We start from the raw sequence: 23,216 nt of genomic DNA on the forward strand, positions 1-23,216 counted from the left end.
CTGTCTCAGGCAAGACCTATTTGGGGAAAAGAGCCTGGGCGCACTCGCCGATGTGACTGAATTTCCTTTCCCACGTTACTTTGGAAAGGCTCGTACACCCAGGCTAATTGATGAGCTAAACACAGACCTGAATTCTTACAACCGATTATTTAGGTATTATAGCCATTTCCTAATAATTAATAAAGGGAGTCGCAAATTTTGGATTCCTGCTGCTTAGACAGACAAGGTGTTTCACGTTTAGTTTTTAAACATTCAATCTTTCTTTCCGAATTTCCCCTTTTTAGTTAATGTAGTGCTTTGTGCTTCACATCGAAGTACATATTCTAAGTTATAAGACTGAAGCAAAGAGCGGAACACAATTTGCAACATTCGCGTCCATACTAACCACATCGAGCTGTTAATATCCAAGAAGAACACGCCGCTGATCATTTTGCCAACTGTACAACCTCGTGCCAAAGCCAAAAACACTATTCCCAGAGATTCCCAAAGATGGAATCGCTCAGTTATGAATAAAAGACACCCTTCTCGCCTTACCACTATGTCACCTCTATCCTTACTCTCCGACTCCCCGGTAAGTGTCTTGAGACTCTGGCGCTGGGGAACAGCACTTGCCACAGCCACATTTGCCAGTGGACTATTGATTACTCCCGCCGTTGACGCTCAATCCGCCGCTCCGCAACCCATATTTGAGAACGTAAAACTGGGGCGACGATTTTCACCTGATCCGTTGATTATTCGGGGGATCAGTGGCGGTTCCGTTTCAACGCCAAATGTTTCGGGTCGTAGAGAAACACCAACCGGTTCTTGTATCGGATTTATTGATGAACAGCCTGATCATATCCTAGAGTTAACGTCTTTTTTCAACTACCTCAGCTTACAAGTGGAAAGCCCGGAGGATACTACTCTATTGGTGAGGGGTCCTGGTGGAAGTTGGTGTAATGATGATGCTGACGGCAAAAATCCTGGAATTTCGGGTCAGTGGTTAGCGGGGGAATATAAAGTTTGGGTTGGCTCTTTTCAAGAAGATAAGTATCATCCCTATGTAATTCGGATTAGCGAAGTTCAACTTCTTAATCCAGGACCCTCTCGGCGTTGATGGGGTGATGGGGAAGCTGGGGAAGCTGGGGAAGCTGGGGAAGCTGGGGGAGCTGGGGAAGCTGGGGGAGATGGGGACATTCATGTAGAAACGTACCATGGTGTATCTGTGTGTAGGGGCGGGTTTAGGGACTAATATTGATGGTTTTCCTTAGCTTGGTTCCAAAACCCGCCCTGACCAAATGACAAATGACAAATGACAAATGACAAATGACAAATGACAAATGACAAATGACGATCTTCACCGTTATAGCAACCGCCATAGCTGTTAGAACACATCATTTATGTTCTAGACGTTGCATGCAACGTCTCTACAATGGTGCCTTTGTCCTAATCGATGCGTCTACTGCTATAACATGCGATGTCTGCTACACTCAATACTTAGTCAGGGCGGGTTTTGGATAAACGTTATCATCTATAGCTACACTAAAGTCCCTAAACCCGCCCCTACACCAGGGTGGGTTTTGGATAAACATTATCATCTATAGCGACACTACAGTCCCCAAACCCGCCCCTACACAATCAACAATTCTCCTTCAATTGCTGACGTTTGCTTTGTAACGCCACCTTTACCTGTTCATATTCCTGATCGATTTGTGTCAATAAACGACTCGTTAACGTCAGTGGATTATCGGTTTCATCTTCAATGTCTATCGTTTCTAACTGCTTACAAAGTTCAGAAAGGTTAATCGCACCAACCGTACCACTGGTAGATTTGAGACTGTGAGCGGCTTGTTGACAAGTGGTTAGCGTCTCAGGTGACAATGTATTTGTTTTCTGTGAATCCAGTGCTTGGTTCATCACCCTCAACAACTGAGCGCCTTCATCCAAAAAGCTATCAATTACTTGGATTAAGACTTGATCATCTTTGACCATATCGCACAGTTGTTGAAAAGCGTGGTCATCAATCGCATCATGTCCGTCTAAACCGTTATTATTTCCTTGTACCTTGCTCCCTTGCTTGTTTGCTTGGAACCTCTGCTCTCTGGCTTCTGCCTTCTGGAAACTCCGAGTCTCTTGTACCTTTTTTGGCACTCCCTGCAACGATCGCACCAGTTCCTCGACCCGAATCGGCTTGCTGATATAATCATCCATACCAGCTTGTAAACAGGTTTCGCGATCGCCTCGCATAGCATTAGCCGTCATCGCGATAATATGAGGACGGTTTTCCGGTGACCATTCCTGGCAGATGCGCTGAGTTGCTTTCAAACCATCCATTTCCGGCATTTGCACATCCATTAATACCACATCATAAGACTGGCGGTGCAATGCTTCGAGGACTTCTAAGCCATTGGCGGCGACATCCGCTCGATACCCCATACGCCCCAGAATATGCAGTCCCACTTGCTGGTTAACCACATTATCCTCCGCCAACAGAATCCGCAATGGTAGAGTTGAACCCATATACGGATCAATCGTCGGTGAAATCTCACAGGTTGACCGCACTTTCACCGGTTGACCGACTAATACATCCATCAGCACATTGTAGAGTTGAGACTGCTTAATCGGCTTAGTCAGAAACGCCGCAAACTTGGCTTCATCCAGTTGACCACTGTTTTCTGGCTTGCCGATTGAGGTTAACATAACCAAGGGAATCTCTTGACCATTTGGCTGTTGGCGTATCTGTGAGGCGAGATTTACCCCATCCATTCCGGGCATGTGCATATCCAGAATCGCTAAGTCAAATGTCTCCCCTTGGTGTAGCCAGTCTAATGCCTGATTACCCGACTCAGCCGCACGGGTCAGCACCCCCCACGATTGACCTTGTAGAGTTAAAATGCGGCGATTGGTGGCATTATCATCCACAATTAACATCCGCTTGCCTTCAAGTTGAGGTTGCCTGAAATCCAAAGTATTGGAATTATCAATTTGACAGACAGGGGCAACAATCGTGAAGTAAAAGATTGAACCCTTCCCTACTTCACTTTCTACCCAAATTCTCCCCCCCATCATTTCACTTAATCGCTTGGATATGACCAACCCTAATCCTGTCCCTCCATAGTGGCGACTGGTGGAGGAATCGACTTGACTAAAGGCTTTAAATAAACGATCTAACCGATCTGGGGGAATGCCAATTCCTGTATCTTTAACTGCAAACAAAATTTCATACTCTTGTTCCTTGTGATGGGTGTGAGAGAGTTGGTCTAATGACTGGGGACTTACCCGCTTAGAGGAAACCGAAACCGTCACTTCTCCCTGATGGGTAAACTTGAGGGCATTACTGAGTAAATTAACCAGAATTTGCCGTAGTCGGGTAATATCGCCGCGAATCGTGTTGGGGGTGTGAGGATCAAACAGATATGCCAGTTCTATGCCCTTTTCTGCGGCTTTTGGCGTTAGCAGATCCAGAGATTCTTCAATACAGGTTCGCAGATTAAACGGTTGTTCCTCCAACTCCAATTTGCCGGACTCAATTTTGGAGAAGTCGAGGATATCATTAATAATCGTCAGCAGGGCTTCGCCACTGTGGCGGATTGTTTCGGCAAATTCGGCTTGTTCCTGATCCAGTGGCGTATCCAACAGCAGTCCCGTCATGCCAATCACTGCATTCATTGGCGTGCGAATTTCATGACTCATGGTTGCTAGAAAGTCACTTTTGGCGCAGTTGGCAGCTTCAGCCACCTGTTTAGCTTTTTCTAAGGCTAAGTTTTGTTCGGCTAACTGTTGTCGTTGGTGCTTTTCTTGTTCCAGGAGTTGGGCTTGGGCAAGGGCAATCCCTACTTGATCGGCAACGGCTTCAAGTAATTCAATTTCATCATTACTCCATTGACGAAACTGATCACATTGATGCAGACAAATCACCCCATTGGGTTTTTCCTTATACGAGGTGCGAACGACTAACATGGATTTCAGGTTTACCTGGTCACACATTCCCGTGGCAGATTGTAACAAAGGCTCGTCGTAAACATTGTTAGAGCCGATCGCGCGATCGGCGGCTAATACCTGTTGAATGTGCGGATTGTCAGCCACCGGAATCTTGACATTGAGAATGGAGGAATAACCCGGTTCTAAATATTCGGCAACAAACGGGATTTGGGGGGCGGGTGAAGCGACATAGGTGTGAATTACACAACGATTGACGCGAAAGGCTTGACCAATTTGAGTAGCAGTAGTTTGAAAAATTTGTTGGGCGTCTAAACTTTGGCGAATGTCTTGGGTGATTTGTTTAAGCAGTAATGAGCGCTGGAGTTGCTGTTGTAAGGCGGCTTCTGCTTGTCTGCGTTCGGTTAAATCGGCTTGGGCTTGTTGATAGAGTTCCGACTGCTGTACTGCAATGGCAACTTGCGTGGCAAGTTGTACCAGTAACTCTGTTTCTTGAGGCTGCCAATGTCGGGGAAGATTACAATGGTGGGCAATCAGCAGTCCCCACAATTTTTGTCCCTGTATAATCGGTACGACTAAATTTGCCCTCACCTGTAAATCGGCAAGAAAGTTACGATAACAGGACTCTAGATTAGCCGTGTGGATATCCTCCAGGGTGTGAATATCACCCTTTTGGTAACGCACCGCCGACTTCTCGCCAAAGCAGGGATCAAAAATCGTGCGCCCCAATACTGATAACTCTTTCACGGCGACAGACTCGACTTCGACTACGCCACTCCAGTCGGGATTGAAGCGGTAAATTAACACCCGATCCGTTTGCAGGAAGTGCCGCACCTCCGTTACCGTCGTGTTCAGAATCTCGGTTAAGTGTAACGATTGACGAATACGGCGGGCGATCGCACCCACTAATCGTTCTCGTTCGGCTTGCTGTCGGAGGGCGGTTTCCGCCTGTTTACGTTCAATGAGTTCCGTGGATAACTGCTGATACAATTCAGACTGTTGAATCGCGATCGCAACTTGGGTGGCTAGTTGCTGAAGCAGATCAATATCAACGGTTTGCCAATGTCGAGGACGATGACAATGGTGGGCAATCAGTAACCCCCACAATTTTTGTCCCTGTAGAATCGGGACGACTAAATTTGCCCTGACCTGAAGATCGGCTAAAAAGTCGCGATAACAGGTTAAAATATCTGCCGTGTAAATATCCTCCACGGTATGAATATAACCCTGTTGGTAACGCACCGCCGACTTCTCGCCAAAGCAGGGGTCATAAATGGTTTGTCCCAAAACAGATAACGTTTCTGATTTCACTGACTCCACGGCGACGACGCCACTCCAATCGGGATTGAAGCGATAAATTAACACCCGATCCGTTTGCAGGAACTGTCGCACTTCAGTCACCGTGGTATGGAGAATATCCTCCAACTCCAACGACTGGTGAATCCGCAGCGCGATGGAGCGAATTAATCGCTCCCGTTCGGCTTGTTGCTGCGACGTGGTTTCCGAGTTCAAGCGTTCAGTCACATCTTGAATTAAGGCTAAGATATGAGTCTGATGCTCTGAGGTTTCAATTCTGGATGTGGAGATCGATAAAATACGGTGGCTGCCATCCGCCCGAACGATGTCCCATTTCTCGGCGACTAAATCCTCCCCACGTTGCATCTGAGCAATTCGCTTGACGGCTTGGCTGCGTTGTTTCGGATCGGGATAGAATGTCTGATACCAGCCTCGATGGTTAATTTCCTCAACGGTATACCCGGTAATCTCCACCATCTGCTGATTCCAAACTGTGAAGCGGATATAGGGATACGTCTCAATACTATGGCAGACACACACGCCTTCTCCCATCCGTTCGATCAGTTGGGTTTTAAAGGAATACTCGGCTTGTAGGGTTGCCTCGGCTTGCTTGCGATCGGTAATATCGGTATGAGTCCCTACCATGCGGATCACTTGACCTGCGGCATCTTTTTGATGAATCGCCCGGGACAAAATATAAACAGTTGATCCGTTTTTATGATGGAAGCGTTGGACGGTTTGGAAACGAGAAACCTTACCACTGTTATAATCTTCAACCAGTTTTAACGCGGCAATCCGATCCTCCTCAAAAATTACCTTCTCCCAAGATGCGAATTCATTCGGCAATTCCCAATCGGCGTAGCCCAGCATTTCTTTCCATCGGGGCGAGAAATAAATTTCCCCAGTAATCATATTCCAGTCCCAAAATCCATCCTGGGAGGCGCGGAGAATTAATTCCAACCGTTCTGTCGCTGTTTTGACGATATGGGCAACCTGAGGTGGCTCCATTGCATGATCGCCGGGAGTTTCCACTAATGAAGAGGAGGGAAGACAACGGGATGCTGAAGGGACTTGTGTCAACTCACTGAATTCCGTTTGCCAGTCTTTCCCGTTCAATGTGGGATTGCTGGCTATTGTTTGAATCAACTGCAAACGCTGATGGCTTGTTTCCACAGTCGTTTCCGCTTGGCTTAAGTCATTCAGGGTTTGCTGCAGTTGGTTGGCTTGTTGATTAATTGTTTGCTGTAATTGTTCAACTTGATTCAGCAGCGCCAGAGGATTCAGAGCTTTAATGATGTTCGTTGGGGTGAAAATGCCGAGAAGATTTTCCGGAGATTGATAAACTAATTGAGGGATTTGCCCGACTTGCCGCATCTGTTCGAGTCCCTGCTTTATGGAATCATCCGGATGGAGACTCAACAGCGGTTTTTTTATCACCATAGACACAGGTGTTTTTGACAAGTCAAGTCCGAATACAGATAGCTGTAAACAGTGGATTAAATCCTGTTCTGTAATTAGTCCTACAGGTAAGGAATGGGCAGAAACTGAGGATAAGGGCGACGCGATCGCACTCTTTTGAAACCTTCTCCCATTGGTTTCATCCCCGATTACCGTTTCCTGAATCAATACAGCACAAGTTTCCTGAGTCTTAATTAGCTGTTGCGCCACGTCCAGAATAGAAGTCGTCAACGAAACGTTTAGCCCAGGATTCGTCATTGTCGCCGCCACCGATTGCGACTTAAGCAAATTTAGCTCAGGCAGCCCTTGACAAATACTATTTTCTGTGATTATTCCAATAAATTTACCTGTCTTATCCAAAACCGGGAGAAAATCAATCGAATAGCTCTCGAAAAGGGATAATGCCGTAAACAAATGACAGGACTCAGAGAGGGTTAAAGTAACAGGCGATCGCACCATTACATCAGCCACCTGGGTGTCCTGAAAATTCACCCCAGCCAGCATCAGCTTAATCAAGTCTCGTGTGGTAACTATCCCGATCAACGCCGAGTTTTCGGTAACCAAGACGCAGCGATGAGAACGTCCCGGTTCTCTGGTAATTTGTCCAGATTGGTATCCCGACAAGGATTGTCCTTGATTTAATAACGCGATCGCTTCAACTAGAGTTGCTTGAGCCTCAATCGTGAGGGGATGATAGTCAATAAAATGCTCTAAAGCAGGTAAGGTAATGGCGGTGGTGTCAGGCTGCATAATAATTGGGTAGGGCGCAGGCTGTAGCTGGGACGAACTAACTCCAAGGCTGTAAAGTTTATGCTATATGCTTTTTCTCTCTCCTCTTGATTAACTGTAGGGCTATTTCCGTTACACTGCACTAGCAGCACATACCTATTCTTTATACTGCCAAACTTTGAAAAAATCCGCAGCCTCTTCTCCAGAGGTGAGAACTTATTTTTTCTTAACTTTTGTCATTGGTTATATCCTATCCGGTTGAATACTGACACTTTAGTGGAGACAAGGCAGATGACGAAGACAACTAAACCTCCAAATCCAAATCCGGTTCAACCCCAAGCGATCGCAATTGTTCTATCAATCTTGCTACCCGTCGCCTTTCTCGTTCAACTTCTTGCCTTTCTCGTTCTGAGGGAGTCAAAATCCAGTTGCTTTGTGCATCATACCAACGTAACCAGGTGCGATCGCATTCTCCATAGAAACCCTGCCACAGTCCTAACCCTAGCTGAATATCGTTCATCCACACACGCGGTTCGCTCAAGTCTAACTCGGTGTAGCTACTACCCATTAACTGAAACGCTCTTAGCTGGTTCGTGCGACCATTAAACACGATGTAATAGGGAACGCGCAAAATACGTTCATAGACTTCCCACTTTGTCGGCGGTTGATTCGCTTCCCGCAGCGTTTGTCCCAAGTCTTCTTTTTCAGTACCTGGTGAAATCAGTTCTACCACGACAAAGGGATTAACTTCTTCTTGCCACACCACGTAACTCATGCGTAAATCCCGTTGTTCGTAGAGTCTATCAACCCCCACCACCGCAAACCAGTCGGGGCGTTTGTACCAATTGGGTTGGCGTGGATTGTAGTAAAGATTTAAATCGCTGGCAACAAAAATGCGATCAGTTGGGTAGTTAGGAGGATAGAAGGTATCTTCAAGGAAACGCGCTTGTAGTAAATGATATTTGTCAGGCAAACCGGGTTCCTCTGGGTCTTCGCTCTTGAGATCGTACATTGTTGGCAAAACCTTTTTCGGGTCTTGAGGCGGGTCAGTTTGAAACATGGTTTTTGTCATTTGTCATTTGTCATTTGTCATTTGTAAGGCTTTGAGGATTATTTATTAACTTAACAGGGTTGAGTTTATTTCCACCAATATGTAGAGACGTTGCATGCAACGTCTCTACAATGGTACCGAAAGTCCTAATCGATGTGTCTACTGCTATAACGCCCCTGCTGCCGTTCGGTCAAAAATATCTCCAGAAAGGTGAGTTGTAATATTCATCGCCTGGACAACGGGTAACTTCTCTAACCCTTGACCATATTCAATCACACTCACACCACCATTCCCTTGTTTAATACTCCAGAATGATTCTGAACTTAATCCCAAAACATGGCAAAGAATAACTTTATTAATCGCATCGTGTGCCACAACTAAACCTGTTTTGAGTTCTGAATCAGCCATCCCAGCTTTGACCTGAATCATCCTATCCCAAGCGGCTGTAGCCCTCTCCCATACTTGGTTTAAATTTTCACCATTGGGCATTTGTACCGTCGCTGGAGCAACTTTCCATTGATGCAATAAATCGGCGTATTCTTGGTTAATTTCTGACTCTAATTTTCCCTCCCACAGTCCATGATTAATTTCGCGAAACTTGTCTTCAAGTTCTAGCGTAATACCACTGTGATACTGGAGAATCAATTCAGCCGTTTCCTTGGGACGTAACATCGGACTGGTAACGGCAAAATCAATCGGAATATCCTTAAGAAACTCAGCCACCTGCTGTCCCTGTTGACGCCCATTTTCATTTAACGGGACATCAATCCCGCCTTGGAAGCGGGAGACGCGATTCCACTCGGTTTCTCCGTGACGTACCAGCAGCAGACGCAACCCCCGATTACTGGGGCGAGGCGTCGGTAACGGTGTACCAACATGAGAGGTTTGATTGAGAGACTCTAATTGCACGGGTTCACCCCAACCACCCGTAAAATTCAGAACATTAATGCAACAGTTGGACTGTAAGACGGACTGGTAACGGGCGGGAGAAATACCCAAAGCGCTACTCAGCAAACAGCGGTTAATACCATTGTGTGCCACGATTAAAATTGTGCCATCTTGGTGGCGAGGTAGAATCTCTTGCCAGAATTGCTGCGCTTGTTGATAAAGTGCCAAGACAGGAAAATGCTTCCGGGTTCCCTCCGACGTAGTGATTTCCATATAGAAGTCCTCCGGGCGTTCTTTCCAGCACCGATAATCTTCCGGGAATTTTTTCCGGGCGTCAGATTTAGCCACTTTTTCCCACAAGGGTAAATCAACTTCCATCAGGTTTTCTGATGGTTGGAGAGGGGGTGAGCCAGATAAATAAGGTAGAATGACCTCTGCGGTCTGCTTCGCTCGTTGGAGAGGAGAGCAATAAACAGCATCAAGGCTCAAGCTACTGAGGGCAGCACCCACCTTACGGGCATCATCAGCCCCTGTTTCCGTTAACACGGACTCATCACAGCGTCCTTGAATGAGTTGCTGGGCATTATAGCTGCTCTGACCGTGCCGTACAATAATGACGCGAGTAGTCAATCCTTTTGCTCCTATGTGACCAATTGATGAACAGTAGCCAGATTAACCCAAATGCTGGTAGCATCCTTGGGGCATCTTCAAATATCAGGGTCATTTTTAGTTTAACCGCTCACCTGCTGTGCAAAAAGGCGAGGGAGCTGGGGAAGCTGGGGAAGATGGGGAAGCTGGGGGAGCTGGGGGAGCTGGGGAAGATGGGGAAGATGGGGAAGATGGAGAAGAGGTTAATTTTTCCTGTGTATCTTCCTTATCAACAGGGTTTCAAGACTTCCCCGGAAAAGCCAGAACGCGACAGATTACATCTGAAACAAAAACAGTGAGCTTTGTTACTAAATATTTTTTTATAACGTTAGAACTTATGACTTATTATTTATGACTTATGACTTATTACTTTTTTTGGGGGGTTCATGAATACTGGGTTAGTGCTTAAACGGTTAATTTTAGCCGTGCTGACGGTGGCGGTACTCTTACAAGTCAGCCTTTCTTTGGTTGAAAGCTGGGGTCAGCCTCAAATTCAAAGTCGCTTAGAACTTTACCAAACCAATTTATTACTCCATGCTGCCGAAGGTCAGAGTTTAGCAACAGAAGGAGAAGAGGATTTAACGGCGGCGCGGAATGCATTACTCGGTAATAATCCGTTTGAAAATGCCCAAGAGCAATATAAACAAGTCCTGGAAACAGCTCAGACAACTCAATCGAAAATTATCGCCAAACTGGGACAACTGTCCTCAAACCAGGATGTGACAACATCTATCGGTGATGAGCTGGCTAAACCGCAAATGCAAATCGCTCCCATTGACGAGACTCCGATGACCTCTCAGCAGCGAAAGCAGTTGCAAAAGTCATTATCTCAGACAGAACAACTTATTGATGAACTGAATGTGCGGTTGGGACTGCTGCAAGCTCAACAGGGTAGAACAGAGATAGCAATTCAGACGTGGAATGAGTTGATTGAGCAAGAAACACTGGAAAGTACCGCTCCAGCAACGACGCCATCCGCCAAAACTGCCGCCATATTAGCAGGTCTTTGGAGTGATCCGCCTCGAATTTTACCCGATGCAGAATCAAAAATTCAACAAAATTTAGATAGCTGGTTCCAGTATCGGGCATTGTTCCAGCTTTATCAATTGCAACAGCGTCAAGATGCCTTAGTATCCTTACAAGCTCAAGAGAAAGAGAGAGCAAAACAAGCCCTAGTCAAGTTAACTCTAATTAGTGCCATTCCCGGAATAGGCGGTCTTGTCGGGGTGGGACTCTTGCTATTTTTGCTGGGTCAGTGGTTACTTCAGGGAGAGCGATCGCTCCTCGCCACCAACAGCACTATCCCTTGGGAAACGCCTTGGGATGGAGAAATGATTTGGCAAGTCTTGATTCTGGGCTTTTTCTTTATCGGTCAAATCCTCCTACCTCTGTTTATCCTGCCTCTTTTCCTCGGCTTGTTCAATCTGAATCCGGCTAGTTTTACGGTAAGAATGCAGGCATTCTATGTTTTAATGACTTACATTGTGCTATCGGCTGGAGGATTGGGAGTCCTTTACCTTTCGATCAAGGATTTTTTACCCTTGCCAGAGGATTGGTTTCGGATTAAATTCCGCAGAAAAGGGATTGTTTTGGGATTAGGGGGCTACCTAGTGGCTCTACCACTGGTGATTTTAGTCTCACTCCTGAACCAGAAATTATGGCAGGGACAAGGGGGGAGTAATCCGATTCTTTCTCTAGTGCTAGAAGGACAAGATACAGTCGCTATTGTGATATTTTTTAGCACCGCTTGCATTGCTGCACCCCTGTTTGAGGAATTCATGTTCCGAGGGTTTTTATTACCGTCGTTAACGCGCTATATGCCTGTTTGGGGAGCAATTGTCACCAGTAGTCTCGTCTTTGCGATCGCACATCTGAGTTTGTCAGAAGTCCTCCCCTTAGCTACGTTAGGCATTGTATTGGGAGTCGTGTACACGCGATCGCGCAATCTTGTCGCCCCCATGATCGTTCACAGTCTCTGGAATACGGGGACGTTATTGAGTTTAGTTATTTTAGGCAGTGGTGGAAGTTGAGGGAGTATGGTTTGTAGGGGCGGTTTTATGGGCTTTCGTTTCGCTATTGATACTAACCTTTGTTCAAAACCCGCCCTTTCCAAATGTAGGGGCGGGTTTTACAACTATTGTTTCTTCCCTCACCCAAATGTAACTAAACCCGCCCCCACTATTGCCCATTCCCTATTCCCTATTCCCTGTTCCCCAAATCGCGATCGCGCCATCATTACTCCCACTCACCAACATCTGTCCATCATGACTAAAGCCGAGGGAGAAAATCGAACCAGAAAACCCTTCCAACATCGTCATCAACTCACCCGATTCCAGATTCCATAACCCTAGTCTGCCATAAGGACCTAAGGCACTGGCTAAAATGTTACCTGACGGATGCAGCGCCAAGGCATTGACAAACACAGGTTTAGGATTTTCCACTGGTGTCGAAATTAATTCCCCAGTTTTGGGATTCCAAACATTAATGGTTTCAGCAAAACTCTCACTCACCAAGACGTTTCCATCCTGATTAAATGCCAACGCTCTTAAAGACTGAGGATGCTGGAGGATATGCAGGATTTCTCCACTCTGCCAATTCCATAGATGAATGGTACCGTCCTCAGAACCACTAGCCAGGAGTTCTCCATTGGGACTAAACGCAAGAGAGAGGGTTAAATTTTCAATCTCAAACTGAAGTAATTTTTTACCTGTTTCTAGATTCCACAAGGCAATTTCAGAAATAAACCCTAACCCTTCTCCTCTTCTTCCACTGGCTAGGATTTGTCCATCTGGATTAATTGCCAAGGAGGGAATCATCCCTTCTTTCTTCTGGAGAGTCTTAATTAATTCACCTGTTTCCAGATTCCAGAGTTTAATTGAGCCATCCTGAATACCCCCGCCACTCACCAAAGTTTCTCCATCAGGACTAATGGCGAGAGCCGTAATTTGATCCGAATGTCCAGAAAGCGTTCGCAAAGGCTGACCTGTATTTAGGTTCCAGAGTTTAATCGTTTGATCATCGCTACCTGTGGCGAAGAATTGTCCATCTTGGCTAATCGCGATCGCACCTACGGCATCTGTATGTCCCTTAATATTACGCAACACTTTGGCATCTTGCCATTGTTGAGTCGGTGTAGCGGCGATGAGAGTCACATTACCGGAATTTGGGGATGCAGAGAGCGATCGCGGCACATTGGTTACGATAACTGACAGTACAGTTATAACCGTCAGTGCGACGATAACCGCATAAGAACTTGACCGACGACTCATGGTTAACCCTTGAGAACAACACCATCCCACCGGAATGGGTGAGATTGTTCCCTTAGACGACAGATAATGCCAAAAAGTATCCCATAAATATTATTCCCGTGCCAACAACAGCACAAAAAATTAAAGAAATTAATTCGGAGACGGTATAACTTACAGAGAATCCAGGCATTGCGAAACTCCCAAACTACGGTAACGATGCCATGATCACTTGGAATGGATCAATCTACCTCATACTTTTGGGTTAAATTAAATAATCTGGCTGATAAATTTAATGAATATTTAATCTTTCCGCAGGATTAGTTGGACGTGGTTGGCGAATAATCATTATAGTCTTTGTCAACACTCCGGCTAACTGGGCAATCCAAGCCGAGGGAATTTCGGAAATTAGCTTAGCATCTAACCAGAGAGATAATTGATGCAGGATTGTGGTGGCGCGATCGAGGGGAGCAGGTATCACCACAATTGATTGTAACGTTTCGCAATATTCCTGGCGTTTCTGAAATGCTTGCTGGCGTTCAGTGTATGTAGTAGGCGCATAAAATTCCACCTCCCCAATTGCATACACTGACGTACAATCAACGTCAAAACTACTGCCCACAGCAGCCCCAGAACCCACAAAATCAGCATAAAACCGCTTTTGGATAATTAAGGCTCCCCGACAGTCAGGTTTAATCGCCAGCAACTGCCCACTTTTGAACAAATCAAGGGGAACAGAGGTACAAGGAGAGTGGGTTGTGGAATAAGCAGAAGGATCGTTAGTTGGATGCATAGTTCACCTGACAGCAGCAGATCGATATCTAATACTGGGTTGTATCTCTCACTGTCAGGGACTTATGCAATGAGGTATCCCAGATCCCTGACTTCTTGAAGAAGTCGGGGATCTTGCTTGGATATACGAGGAAGGTTAGAGTTGAGATCAACTATTTGGATCGATCCCGTGGGAACGCAACAGTTCTTCAAGACGCTGCGATCGCACTCGTTCAGCTTCAGCCCGTTGTCGTTCAGCCTCCAGTTGTTCTTGGGCGATCGCTTCCCGTTCAGTTGGGGTTAGAATCCAATTCCCTTCAGCATCGTACCAACGTAACCATAGACGATTAATCCCTTCGTACTCTCCCGACCACAATCCCAAACCTAATTCCAATTGGGGTATCCAAATCCTCGGTTCGGTTAACTCCAATTCTTGGTAAAAACCAGCCGTAAGTGCAAACCCTCTTAATCGATCCGTATAGCGGTCAAACACCACATAATAGGGGACATTTAAAATTTGCTCGTAGACTTCCCATTTTGTCGGAGGTTCACTACTCAGGCGTGTACTTCTACCTAAATCTTCTTTTTCCGTCCCCGGTGATAATAATTCCACCACCACCGTCGGACGCACCATTTCTTGCCAAATCACATAACTTAACCGTAAATCCTCCTGATCATAAAGTCTTGATACGCCCACCACACCAAACCAATCGGGTCGTTTATACCAATAATGGTGACGCGCATCGTAGTAAAGATTCATATCACTACCGCAAAATATTTGCTCAGGTGGGTAGTTAGCTGGATGAAACGTCACGCGCAATAGTTCGGGTTGAAGATCATGAAATTCGTCAGGCAAACCAGGTTCCTCCGGATTTTCACTCGGTAAATCGTACATGGTAGGCAAGCTTTCTCTAGGAGAACGAGGCGGATGATTTTGCTCGATTCGGTATTTGATTGCCATAACACGTTGCTTAAAGTCTTTACCATCATAATAATTCGACACACGCCAAATCAACCCAGCTGTTTAAGCGCGATCGCAACAGTCAAAACCTCGATGACACAGCGACAACGCCCCAGCAGACGTAGGATAGCCTATCACTACCCCGCCGCTTTATGATCAACGTAGGAGGACGAAGCTATTTGTCATTTAAATCTGATTGTCAATACTTGCTCTCATCCTTGTAGTGCGACCAAGCAACTCGCTATTTGTACCCAATGTAAAGGCTTGACAAGCTTATCGTAGCCATTTCTTGTGAAATCCCATAACTTAATTTTAAACCAAGAGAACTAACCATGAGATTCATTAGTCCAAAAACTGACTTTGCTTTCAAGAAGATTTTCGGCTCAAACCGCAGCCAAAAAATTCTGATCAGCTTTCTCAACGCCATCGTTTACGAAGGCAAAAACACTATAAAATCTTTAGAAATAATCGATCCCTATAATCCGGGCAGTACCAGCACGCTTAAAGATACCTATCTAGATGTCAGGGCAGTTTTAGATAATGGGTCTACGGTAATCATAGAGATGCAAGTCTTAAACGTCGAAGCTTTTGAGAAACGAGTAATCTACAATATCGCCAAAGCGTATGCCAATCAGTTAGACATGGGAGAGAAATATATAACATTGCGTCCATTCATTGCTTTAACAATTACCGATTTTTTCTTGTTTAAGAATAGCGCACAAATGATTAACCGATTTCGACTGAAGGAGGAAAAACAGCTATTTAACTATCGAGACGAGTTAACAGTAATTTTTCTGGAGTTACCCAAATTTAACAAAGAACTATCAGAATTAGAAACCCTTAGCGACAAGTGGATTTATTTCCTCAAAGCCGCCCCTAGTTTAGACATAATTCCTGAGTCTCTGGCGGCAGTACCAGAAATAGGAGAAGCGTTAAATATTGCCAGCCGTGCTAACTTAAGTAATAAAGAATTAGAGGAGTTGCACAAGCAGGAAGTGTTTATTGGAGATAGGAAAGGCGAGATTAATTTTGCCAAAATTGAGCAAACTTTAAAATTAGTTTCACTTCTAATGCGGCAGAAGTTTGGCGCTGTTCCTCCAGAGGTTCAGGCTCAAATAGAACAATTATCTTTGGAACAATTAGACCGTTTAGTCGAGACAATTTTGACATTTACAACCTTGGACGACTTGGAGCAGTGGTTAGATAATTAATATCGGTTTTTAATAATTCCCTATTCCCTAAAATCACAAACTTGGAGTTCCTCTCGTGCTTCGGGATGGGTTGCTAAGTAATCTTGCAACCAGATACACCCTCTGGAGAGTAATTCCCCTAACCCTTCAACGTGCCAAATCCGGGCGGTGCCATCCGATGAAGCCGTGGCAATTTGGGTTCCATCTGGACTAAAAGTAACACTAACCACAGCACCTTGATGTCCTTTAATTTCTTGTACTAGGTTTCCCTGTAAATCCCATAAACGGGCGATACCCTCGAATGAGGCGGTGGCAATTCGGGTTCCATCTGGACTAAAGGCAATATGGGTTATGCCACTGGGATGCTGGTTGAGTTCTTTGACTAGGTTTCCGTCAGTATTCCAGAGACGAACGATGCCATCAATGGAAGCCGTAGCGATATAGTCTCCATTGGCACTAAAGGCGACACTTTTCACCCATCCCTGATGTCCTTTCAATTCCTGTCGCAGATTACCTTGCAAGTCCCAAAGGCGAACCGTGCGATCCGATGAAGCGGTGGCAATCTGCGTTCCATCGGGACTAAAGGCGAGGCTTCTTACCCACCCTTGATGCCCGATCAAGTCTTGCAGTAGATTCCCTTGAATATCCCATAAGCGGGCAATACCATCGGAGGAAGCCGTGGCAATCAGTTGTCCATCGGGGCTAAATGCCACTTGTGCCACGCCGCCGGAATGGTTGGGTAAGCGTCTTTGTAATTTACCCTGGATGTCCCATAAGTGAACAGTGCCATCAGATGAGGCAGTAGCAATCATTTGCTGATCCGGACGAAAGGTGATGTATGTGACACTCCCTTGATGTCCCTTGAATTCCAGGATGGATTTCCCTTGCCGATTCCAGAGGCGAGCTGTACCATCAGATGAAGCTGTCCCCAACAACTGCCCATCGGGGCTAAAGGTGACATGAGTAACCCCATCTTGATGTCCTTGTAACGGCTGATTGTGCGATCGCGTCCACAGGTGGGCAATGCCGTCAGATGTCGCCGTGACAATGATTTTACCATCGGGACTCATGGCGAGATCTGTCACAATACCTTGATGCCCTTTTAAGTTTTGTACCACATTTCCTTGCCAATCCCACAGGCGAGCCGTACCATCCATAGAAGCTGTTCCCAAAAACTGCCCATCAGAGCTAAACATCACCTGCGTCACTCGTCCTTGATGTCCTTTGAATTCCTGCAACAGATTGCCCTGAATATCCCATAAACGCGCCGTGTGATCCGATGACGCCGTAGCAATAAACTCTCCATCGGGACTAAAGGCAACGCTTCTCACCCATCCCTGATGTCCTTTAAATTCCTGCAACAAATTGCCCTGAATATCCCACAGACGCGCCGTGTGATCCGATGACGCTGTGGCAATCAACTGTCCATTGGGACTAAAAGCAACACGGGTTACTCCATCTTCATGCCCGGTAAATTCTTGCAACAAATTACCCTGAATATCCCACAAACGCGCCGTATGATCCGATGACGCCGTGGCAATTAACTCTCCATCGGGACTAAAGGCAACGCTTCTCACCCAACCCTGCTGTTTTGGCAATTCTTGCATTCCATTTTCTTGGCGATGCCACAAGCGAACCGTACCATCAATTGAGGCGCTGGCAATCCGTTGTCCATCTTGACTCACGGCAATACTGGTAACTCTGGCTTGATGTCCCGGCAATTGTTTGATGATTTTTCCTTGTCGGTTCCACATAAAAATAATGCCATCCAGGGAAGCCGTAACAATGGTTTGTCCATCGCGGCTAAAGACGAGGCTTTCTACACTGGCTTGATGATGCAGTTGATTCCGTTCCTGAATATTGTTTAGAATTTCTTGCAACGCTAAAACTGGACGAGTTGTGGGATAGTTGACTAAGGGACGCTCACCAAATGATGTTACCAAGGTATGCCCCGCTTTCATGGCTTGCAATAATGCCTCAAGTTGCCCCAACTCAAACGTAAGCAAAGCGCTATCCCCTGCTTTTTTTATTTGCTCCTCCAGGGATTCAGTATAAGCCTGTTTCAGTTGTTGGCGGACGTAAAAACCAGTCCCTGTGGCAACCGCCAGAACCAAAGCCCAAGTCACGGCAAATTTAAGCCGATTTTGATACTTTTCCCGCCGCGCTTGCTCCTGTGCCTGTTTAATTTTCTCTTGAGCAATTTGCATTTCTAAGAGGACTAATTTGCGCTCTTTCTTTTCAGCATCTAAAGCGCGTTCAACTTCCCATTTTTCCCATTGCTCACTTTTGGCTAAAAATTGATAATCCTGATCACTTAAGCATTGATTAGCCGCCCATTGTCTTGCCTCCTGTAACGCCTGACCCCGCAACAGTCGGGAATTATCCTGACCCTTGGATGCAAACCAGGCAGTTATGGCTTCTGAATAGGGTCGCAAGTTGGCGAGTTTTTCATTAACCCATTCCAGGTTAAATACAGTCTGATAAATGCGATTAGAAACCCTTAAGGTTTGCTGCTGTTTAACGACTAACCCACTTAGGCGCAATTCCATCTGTTCTGGATGATCATTGACCGCAACTTGTCCCTGTTGCAAAAGTTGCTGATACAGCCCCAGCAAACGCTCTGCTCGTTGTTCATTACTCAGCAGGCGATCGCGAATCGTTCGTAAATGCTCTGGTTCATCCTGAGATTGCCAGTTTTCCAGAATATAAGTGTGGACAATTTTGGCAATATCGGGGGTACGGCTTTGAGCATGTTTACCAACTAGATAGCATAATTTCTGGGTGAGGAAAGGTTGTCCACCCGTCCAGTTTAACACCTCTTTTAACACCGTTTCCGGATCATCAGCCTTATCAGCAAACCCAGGAATTAACGAGGCTTTGGCATCTTCAAATTGAAAGCCACCCAGTTGAATCGATCGCCCGATATTAAAGGGGGTGCGTTTTTTGTCATCAATTAAATTAGACGGCGTAGCAACTCCCAACAAACAAAACGTGAGGCGATTATAATCCGGATTATCGGCGCGTTGGTTATAACAGGCACGAATAAAGGCAAAAAAGTCGTCTTTAAAATCAAGTTTAATAATACTATCGATTTCATCCAGAAAAACAACTAGATTTTGATCAAACTGAGTCAGCAACACATCCTCGATAAACCGATTCAAGCGTTGTAACGGTGATAATATCTCATGTTGCTGCCACCAGGCAATATCATCAAACCTAGCCGATAGACCAAAGTTCCTCGCCAACTCAGAAACAATACCCAGATACCATGCCTCTGGCTTCGTTTGACTCCCCAGCCGTGTCATATCAATCGACGCACATTTAATACCTTCACTCTTGAGAATTTTCATCATCCGAACCCGCAAACTCGACTTCCCCATCTGTCGCGAGTTCAATACATAGCAATATTCCCCTTGCTTCAAGCTATCATACAGTTCATCATCAGCTTGGCGTTTCACATAGGAGGGGTGTTGATACTTTAAACTGCCGCCGATTTTGTAATAATTTTCTGTTCTGGTTAGTACACTCATGATATAAATTCTGATATTTTTTTATGTGTAGGGGCGGGTTTCACAACTATCGTTTCTTCCTTCACCCAGATGTAACGAAACCCGCCCTGACTAAATTGCCAATTTTGTGACGAATGACAAATGACTAATTCAAATGTTCTCGAAAATACTGCCGATACAATTGACATCGGGGTGTAACCTGATTCCCCCGCTGTTCAATTAACCCCATACTATGTAACTTATACGCCTGCATTGTATCTAATGGCACAGGTTCAGTTGCATTCACCACCTTTTCCAAGGCGTTAGCAAGTTCTGGATGTTCTTTCAATGTGGCTAAGTGGTGACGCAAATGTTGACTATAGATTCCCGCATCTGTAGCCGCATCTTGTAATAACTCGTCCAATGTAATCTGTTCAGTTGCCAGTTTATAAAGTGCCAACCGCACTAAATAAGGATGTCCGCCCACCTTTGCCAGTAACGGTACAAGCCCTTCACTACCAATTTGCAAATTCCCATCCAGAGAATGACGCTGTGCCAAATCTTCTACTTGTTGAGAAGTCCACTCCGCTAATGGCACAGGTAAACCAACATTAAATGGAGATTGATTAATATCTAATGAGCCATAATCTTCCGTGCTATGAACCACCACCAAGCGTAGTTGTTCCCACAGTTCGAGATTATTGGCTTCTTCATGCCAACTGCGGATAAGGGGAAAAAAGTGCGTGGCAATATTGGGATATTGGAATACTCGGTCTACTTCATCCAAGGCTAAAACCAAGGGACTCTCGGCTTGTGCCAAAAGCATTTCAAAATAGCGAGTACAACTGAGCATACTGCCTCGGTCTTCATTCCAATAATCAGACAACACCGCAGCCGGTTTTAACTTATCGCTAATACAGGCACAAAAGCAGCGCAAAAACTTATCCAATTCACTAAATTTTGCCTGCTCAATTTGCCGCAGATTTAAACGGACGGTGCGATACCCCTGTGTCTCGGCATACTCAATAATTCTATCCAAGAGAGAGGTTTTTCCCATCTTGCGCGGGGCTTTAATCCGAATTAGCGCCCCCGGTTGCCAAATCGTTTGATAACAATCCGATTCAATGGGAGGGCGTTCTACATAGAACTGAGAACGTAAGGGTACAGGTCCATTTGGATATTCTATCTTTTGCGAGGATACAGGTTGCGATTGTTTGGCGAGTCCTCGCGTTAATGGTTCCCGAAAATTGGTTTTGCTAACTTTCTCGCCTAACGCCTCAGACAGCTTACGCCATAACTGGGGTCCGACATCTCCTCGAATGTAATTGACGGTGAAGTTATGCTGTTCGGCAATTTGCTCATAACTGTAGCCCTCCCAAGCGCTGTGCAAGACTTTTTCTTCAACATCACTCAGGTAGCTACCCGTGTTGCCAGATAAGGCTTGGTTAGCAGCTTGTTTAATTTGATGCCAGGTTAATTGCGATTGCGAGTCCATGGCGAAAGTTAGCGCTGATCCTTGCTCTGAAATTTTATCAAATTTATTTGTTTTGGGAGCCGTGTTAAGTCATAACCTGACTTTTTCCGAGATTTTGCGCCTAATTTGGTCAACTTTGCTTAAATTTTACCCAAAAAAACATATTTTCAATAAATTTCACCTTAATAGTTAGGCATAACTTCCTTAATTTTACCGATTGCATGGCTTAAGTCTTGGTTGTATACTGGCAGGCAGAAAAAAATGGATTTAAGGAAAGTTAATCCTAGACATCCTTAACTAAACCAACTTTTCGCGATCGCTAACACCGCTCAAGTTATTATCCACCAAGGAACTGAGCAGCCAGACACGGAGATCACATCCTACTGAAGATAAGCTGTTATGCATTTAAATTGGGTATTAGTAGCGAGCAAGATGCTCGCACTACAAGGATGCTCGCCATTATTGGCATTAAAGTTTAAATGCCGAACAGCTTAAACCCTATCTTATTTTCTAGAACGAAGTCGATCAATCAATCCACCAAAACCGAGCATTAGACCTATCCCAAAAATGCCGAAGATTGAACTCGCTTCAGGTACCTGTTGAATGGTAATACGAGCTAACGTTTCATTGGGTGTCCGGGTAAAGTCACCATTGACATAAGACGGTAAATCCAGAAATCCTCCTTGTCCAGGCTCTTTAAGTAAGGGATGTGGCTTAATCACTCCGCCTTCTGGCGTTCCCTGACGAACGGCTCCAAAAAATCTCTCTGGCGGATCAAATACAATTGGCGTAGTCGAGGGATCTTCAACGTTTACCTCCGTCCCTGCATCAAACACATCAGCGCCGCGAATTTCAATTTGTTGAGGAACAAAAGTGCCTTCGGGGGAGAAAAGCCTGATCGGATCAACATCAGCGACGAAGCCATCATGGGTGGGAACAGCCATTGAGGCATAGGAAAGAGCGGTGTGAGTCGTAGGATTGACATCGACGAACAAGGAAGATTCACTGTTTGGCGGGAATCCGAAATTATTGGCAAATGCAATGTCTTGTATTCCGTCGGGTTCCGAAGTCGCAAATAAGGTGGCGATAGTATCTTGTGGATCAGGCAGCTCAGCACCAAAGCGTCTTGCCAGATCCAATAGTGGGGCAAACTCCGGATTTGTTGATTCTAAACCAGTAATTCCGTCTTCAGCCACAATTTCCAATGGTAGCGATGCCTTCTCGCCCGGACTGAAAGTATCAAAGCTTCCGTCATGAAAACCCAGCCAAAACGGGCTGAAAAAGACGCCTTGCTCCGGCGATAAGTTTTCAATGGTAACCTTTAAGCGCACAGCTTGCGCCGATGATGCTGTCAATAAGGTTAAAGCGACTGCAACTGACGAAGCGAAAATAGGCTTTAGTCGATTTGTATGACGTTTGACAAGTTTATTCATGTTAAAATTCCTAAACAGTAAATTTCCTCTAACCCCCTCTGGGTGTTTCGAGATTGCAAGCATTCTGGTTAATTGTTCGCGATATTTTGCGAGTTCCTGGAATCTTAGCAAAAATGCTGGATGATGAAGTATCAAAAAGAACCAGTGACAGAATTGAGTGTGCAACACTACTCGCCGTCACTTTATCTATCTCAAGCCATAGATACAACCTTCTTTATCAAAGCTTAAAGAAAAATGGTTTATGTCAATAAAATTGTATAGTATTGTATATTTATGTAACGGTTTTGCTCAGGACTCGTCAACAGCTTGCCTGTTTCCTCCAGAAGGTTTGATCCCTCTAAGTACCTGGACATATATTTATTCTGTCTTTATTGAGAATTGGCTGTGTAGAAATGGGGTTGGAGAGCGCTATAGCGATCGCTCTCCCTAATGTTAAGAAATATGGTAGTAATGCATAGCTTGACAAGGGGGGGCAGGGGGGTCTGACAGGTGTAGGTTTTTTATTTTATGGTTGGGACAAGACAAGGAGGACAAGGAAGGAAAGAAGACAAGGGGGGAAAACCGTACAGAATTCGGTTCGGTTAAACTAACTTCTAAAAGCCGAAACGCCCTATTTTTCGTTCTCACTCTTCCTTGTCTACTGGTCTACCTGTCTTCCTTGTCTTG

The 23,216-nt window shown here is 45.4% G+C and carries 13 protein-coding genes; 4 read left to right on the forward strand and 9 right to left on the reverse strand.

Going from position 1 to position 23,216, the window contains the following annotated elements:
• The first annotated feature begins 538 nt into the window (after positions 1 to 538).
• Positions 539 to 1,096, forward strand: a complete 558-nt coding sequence (locus RIG66_RS00445; RefSeq protein WP_446374180.1) for a hypothetical protein — start codon at positions 539 to 541, stop codon at positions 1,094 to 1,096.
• Between the two features lie 521 nt (positions 1,097 to 1,617).
• Here RIG66_RS00445 and RIG66_RS00450 read toward each other — a convergent pair.
• The 3 genes from RIG66_RS00450 to RIG66_RS00460 all read right to left on the reverse strand — a co-directional run bounded on the left by RIG66_RS00450 (position 1,618) and on the right by RIG66_RS00460 (position 9,970).
• Positions 1,618 to 7,422, reverse strand: a complete 5,805-nt coding sequence (locus tag RIG66_RS00450) for a GAF domain-containing protein (protein WP_446374157.1) — start codon at positions 7,420 to 7,422, stop codon at positions 1,618 to 1,620.
• Positions 7,423 to 7,705: 283 nt separating this feature from the next.
• Positions 7,706 to 8,461 (reverse strand): Uma2 family endonuclease, encoded by a 756-nt coding sequence (locus RIG66_RS00455; RefSeq protein ID WP_446374182.1) that lies wholly within the window; start codon positions 8,459 to 8,461, stop codon positions 7,706 to 7,708.
• A gap of 156 nt (positions 8,462 to 8,617) precedes the next feature.
• Positions 8,618 to 9,970 carry a histidine phosphatase family protein gene (locus tag RIG66_RS00460; RefSeq protein WP_446374159.1) on the reverse strand — a complete coding sequence of 451 codons (1,353 nt, stop codon included), beginning with the start codon at positions 9,968 to 9,970 and terminating at the stop codon, positions 8,618 to 8,620.
• A gap of 118 nt (positions 9,971 to 10,088) precedes the next feature.
• On the opposite strand from RIG66_RS00460, the gene RIG66_RS00465 reads away from it, so the two are divergent.
• Together RIG66_RS00465 and RIG66_RS00470 are read left to right on the forward strand one after the other, a co-directional pair.
• Positions 10,089 to 10,343 (forward strand): hypothetical protein, encoded by a 255-nt coding sequence (locus RIG66_RS00465; protein WP_446374161.1) that lies wholly within the window; start codon positions 10,089 to 10,091, stop codon positions 10,341 to 10,343.
• Positions 10,344 to 10,374: 31 nt separating this feature from the next.
• On the forward strand, positions 10,375 to 12,018 hold the full coding sequence (locus tag RIG66_RS00470) for a CPBP family intramembrane glutamic endopeptidase (protein ID WP_446374164.1): 1,644 nt from the start codon (positions 10,375 to 10,377) through the stop codon (positions 12,016 to 12,018).
• A gap of 162 nt (positions 12,019 to 12,180) precedes the next feature.
• Here RIG66_RS00470 and RIG66_RS00475 read toward each other — a convergent pair whose 3' ends face one another.
• The 3 genes from RIG66_RS00475 to RIG66_RS00485 all read right to left on the reverse strand — a co-directional run bounded on the left by RIG66_RS00475 (position 12,181) and on the right by RIG66_RS00485 (position 14,965).
• Positions 12,181 to 13,257 carry a WD40 repeat domain-containing protein gene (locus tag RIG66_RS00475; RefSeq protein ID WP_446374166.1) on the reverse strand — a complete coding sequence of 359 codons (1,077 nt, stop codon included), beginning with the start codon at positions 13,255 to 13,257 and terminating at the stop codon, positions 12,181 to 12,183.
• A gap of 268 nt (positions 13,258 to 13,525) precedes the next feature.
• On the reverse strand, positions 13,526 to 14,026 hold the full coding sequence (locus RIG66_RS00480; protein ID WP_446374168.1) for a hypothetical protein: 501 nt from the start codon (positions 14,024 to 14,026) through the stop codon (positions 13,526 to 13,528).
• 147 nt (positions 14,027 to 14,173) lie between these two features.
• The gene (locus RIG66_RS00485) at positions 14,174 to 14,965 is read right to left on the reverse strand and encodes a Uma2 family endonuclease (protein ID WP_446374170.1); all 792 of its coding nucleotides are present in this window, start codon (positions 14,963 to 14,965) and stop codon (positions 14,174 to 14,176) included.
• A 332-nt stretch (positions 14,966 to 15,297) separates the two neighbouring features.
• Here RIG66_RS00485 and RIG66_RS00490 point away from each other — a divergent pair, with 332 nt between their 5' ends.
• Positions 15,298 to 16,176 carry an Rpn family recombination-promoting nuclease/putative transposase gene (locus RIG66_RS00490; protein ID WP_446374172.1) on the forward strand — a complete coding sequence of 293 codons (879 nt, stop codon included), beginning with the start codon at positions 15,298 to 15,300 and terminating at the stop codon, positions 16,174 to 16,176.
• Between the two features lie 20 nt (positions 16,177 to 16,196).
• Here the strand turns inward: RIG66_RS00490 and RIG66_RS00495 are convergent, their stop codons facing one another.
• The 3 genes from RIG66_RS00495 to RIG66_RS00505 form a co-directional block, all read right to left on the reverse strand.
• The gene (locus RIG66_RS00495; RefSeq protein ID WP_446374174.1) at positions 16,197 to 19,685 is read right to left on the reverse strand and encodes a WD40 domain-containing protein; all 3,489 of its coding nucleotides are present in this window, start codon (positions 19,683 to 19,685) and stop codon (positions 16,197 to 16,199) included.
• Between the two features lie 124 nt (positions 19,686 to 19,809).
• Positions 19,810 to 21,138, reverse strand: a complete 1,329-nt coding sequence (locus tag RIG66_RS00500; RefSeq protein ID WP_446374176.1) for an AAA-like domain-containing protein — start codon at positions 21,136 to 21,138, stop codon at positions 19,810 to 19,812.
• A gap of 482 nt (positions 21,139 to 21,620) precedes the next feature.
• A complete protein-coding gene (locus RIG66_RS00505) occupies positions 21,621 to 22,550 on the reverse strand; it encodes a spondin domain-containing protein (RefSeq protein WP_446374178.1) in 930 nt (309 codons plus the stop codon).
• Positions 22,551 to 23,216 lie beyond the last annotated feature (666 nt).

This window comes from Coleofasciculus sp. E2-BRE-01 (assembly GCF_040221695.1).
Lineage (GTDB): Bacteria > Cyanobacteriota > Cyanobacteriia > Cyanobacteriales > Coleofasciculaceae > Coleofasciculus.

What these genes read in the sequence shown, in the direction of transcription:
- RIG66_RS00470 (WP_446374164.1), top strand. Translation starts at nt 10,375, where the DNA reads ATGAATACTGGGTTAGTGCTTAAACGGTTAATTTTAGCCGTGCTGACG.
- RIG66_RS00445 (WP_446374180.1), top strand. Translation starts at nt 539, where the DNA reads ATGTCACCTCTATCCTTACTCTCCGACTCCCCGGTAAGTGTCTTGAGA.
- RIG66_RS00500 (WP_446374176.1), bottom strand. Translation starts at nt 21,138, where the DNA reads ATGGACTCGCAATCGCAATTAACCTGGCATCAAATTAAACAAGCTGCT.
- RIG66_RS00495 (WP_446374174.1), bottom strand. Translation starts at nt 19,685, where the DNA reads ATGAGTGTACTAACCAGAACAGAAAATTATTACAAAATCGGCGGCAGT.
- RIG66_RS00480 (WP_446374168.1), bottom strand. Translation starts at nt 14,026, where the DNA reads ATGCATCCAACTAACGATCCTTCTGCTTATTCCACAACCCACTCTCCT.
- RIG66_RS00475 (WP_446374166.1), bottom strand. Translation starts at nt 13,257, where the DNA reads ATGAGTCGTCGGTCAAGTTCTTATGCGGTTATCGTCGCACTGACGGTT.
- RIG66_RS00450 (WP_446374157.1), bottom strand. Translation starts at nt 7,422, where the DNA reads ATGCAGCCTGACACCACCGCCATTACCTTACCTGCTTTAGAGCATTTT.
- RIG66_RS00490 (WP_446374172.1), top strand. Translation starts at nt 15,298, where the DNA reads ATGAGATTCATTAGTCCAAAAACTGACTTTGCTTTCAAGAAGATTTTC.
- RIG66_RS00505 (WP_446374178.1), bottom strand. Translation starts at nt 22,550, where the DNA reads ATGAATAAACTTGTCAAACGTCATACAAATCGACTAAAGCCTATTTTC.
- RIG66_RS00485 (WP_446374170.1), bottom strand. Translation starts at nt 14,965, where the DNA reads ATGGCAATCAAATACCGAATCGAGCAAAATCATCCGCCTCGTTCTCCT.
- RIG66_RS00455 (WP_446374182.1), bottom strand. Translation starts at nt 8,461, where the DNA reads ATGTTTCAAACTGACCCGCCTCAAGACCCGAAAAAGGTTTTGCCAACA.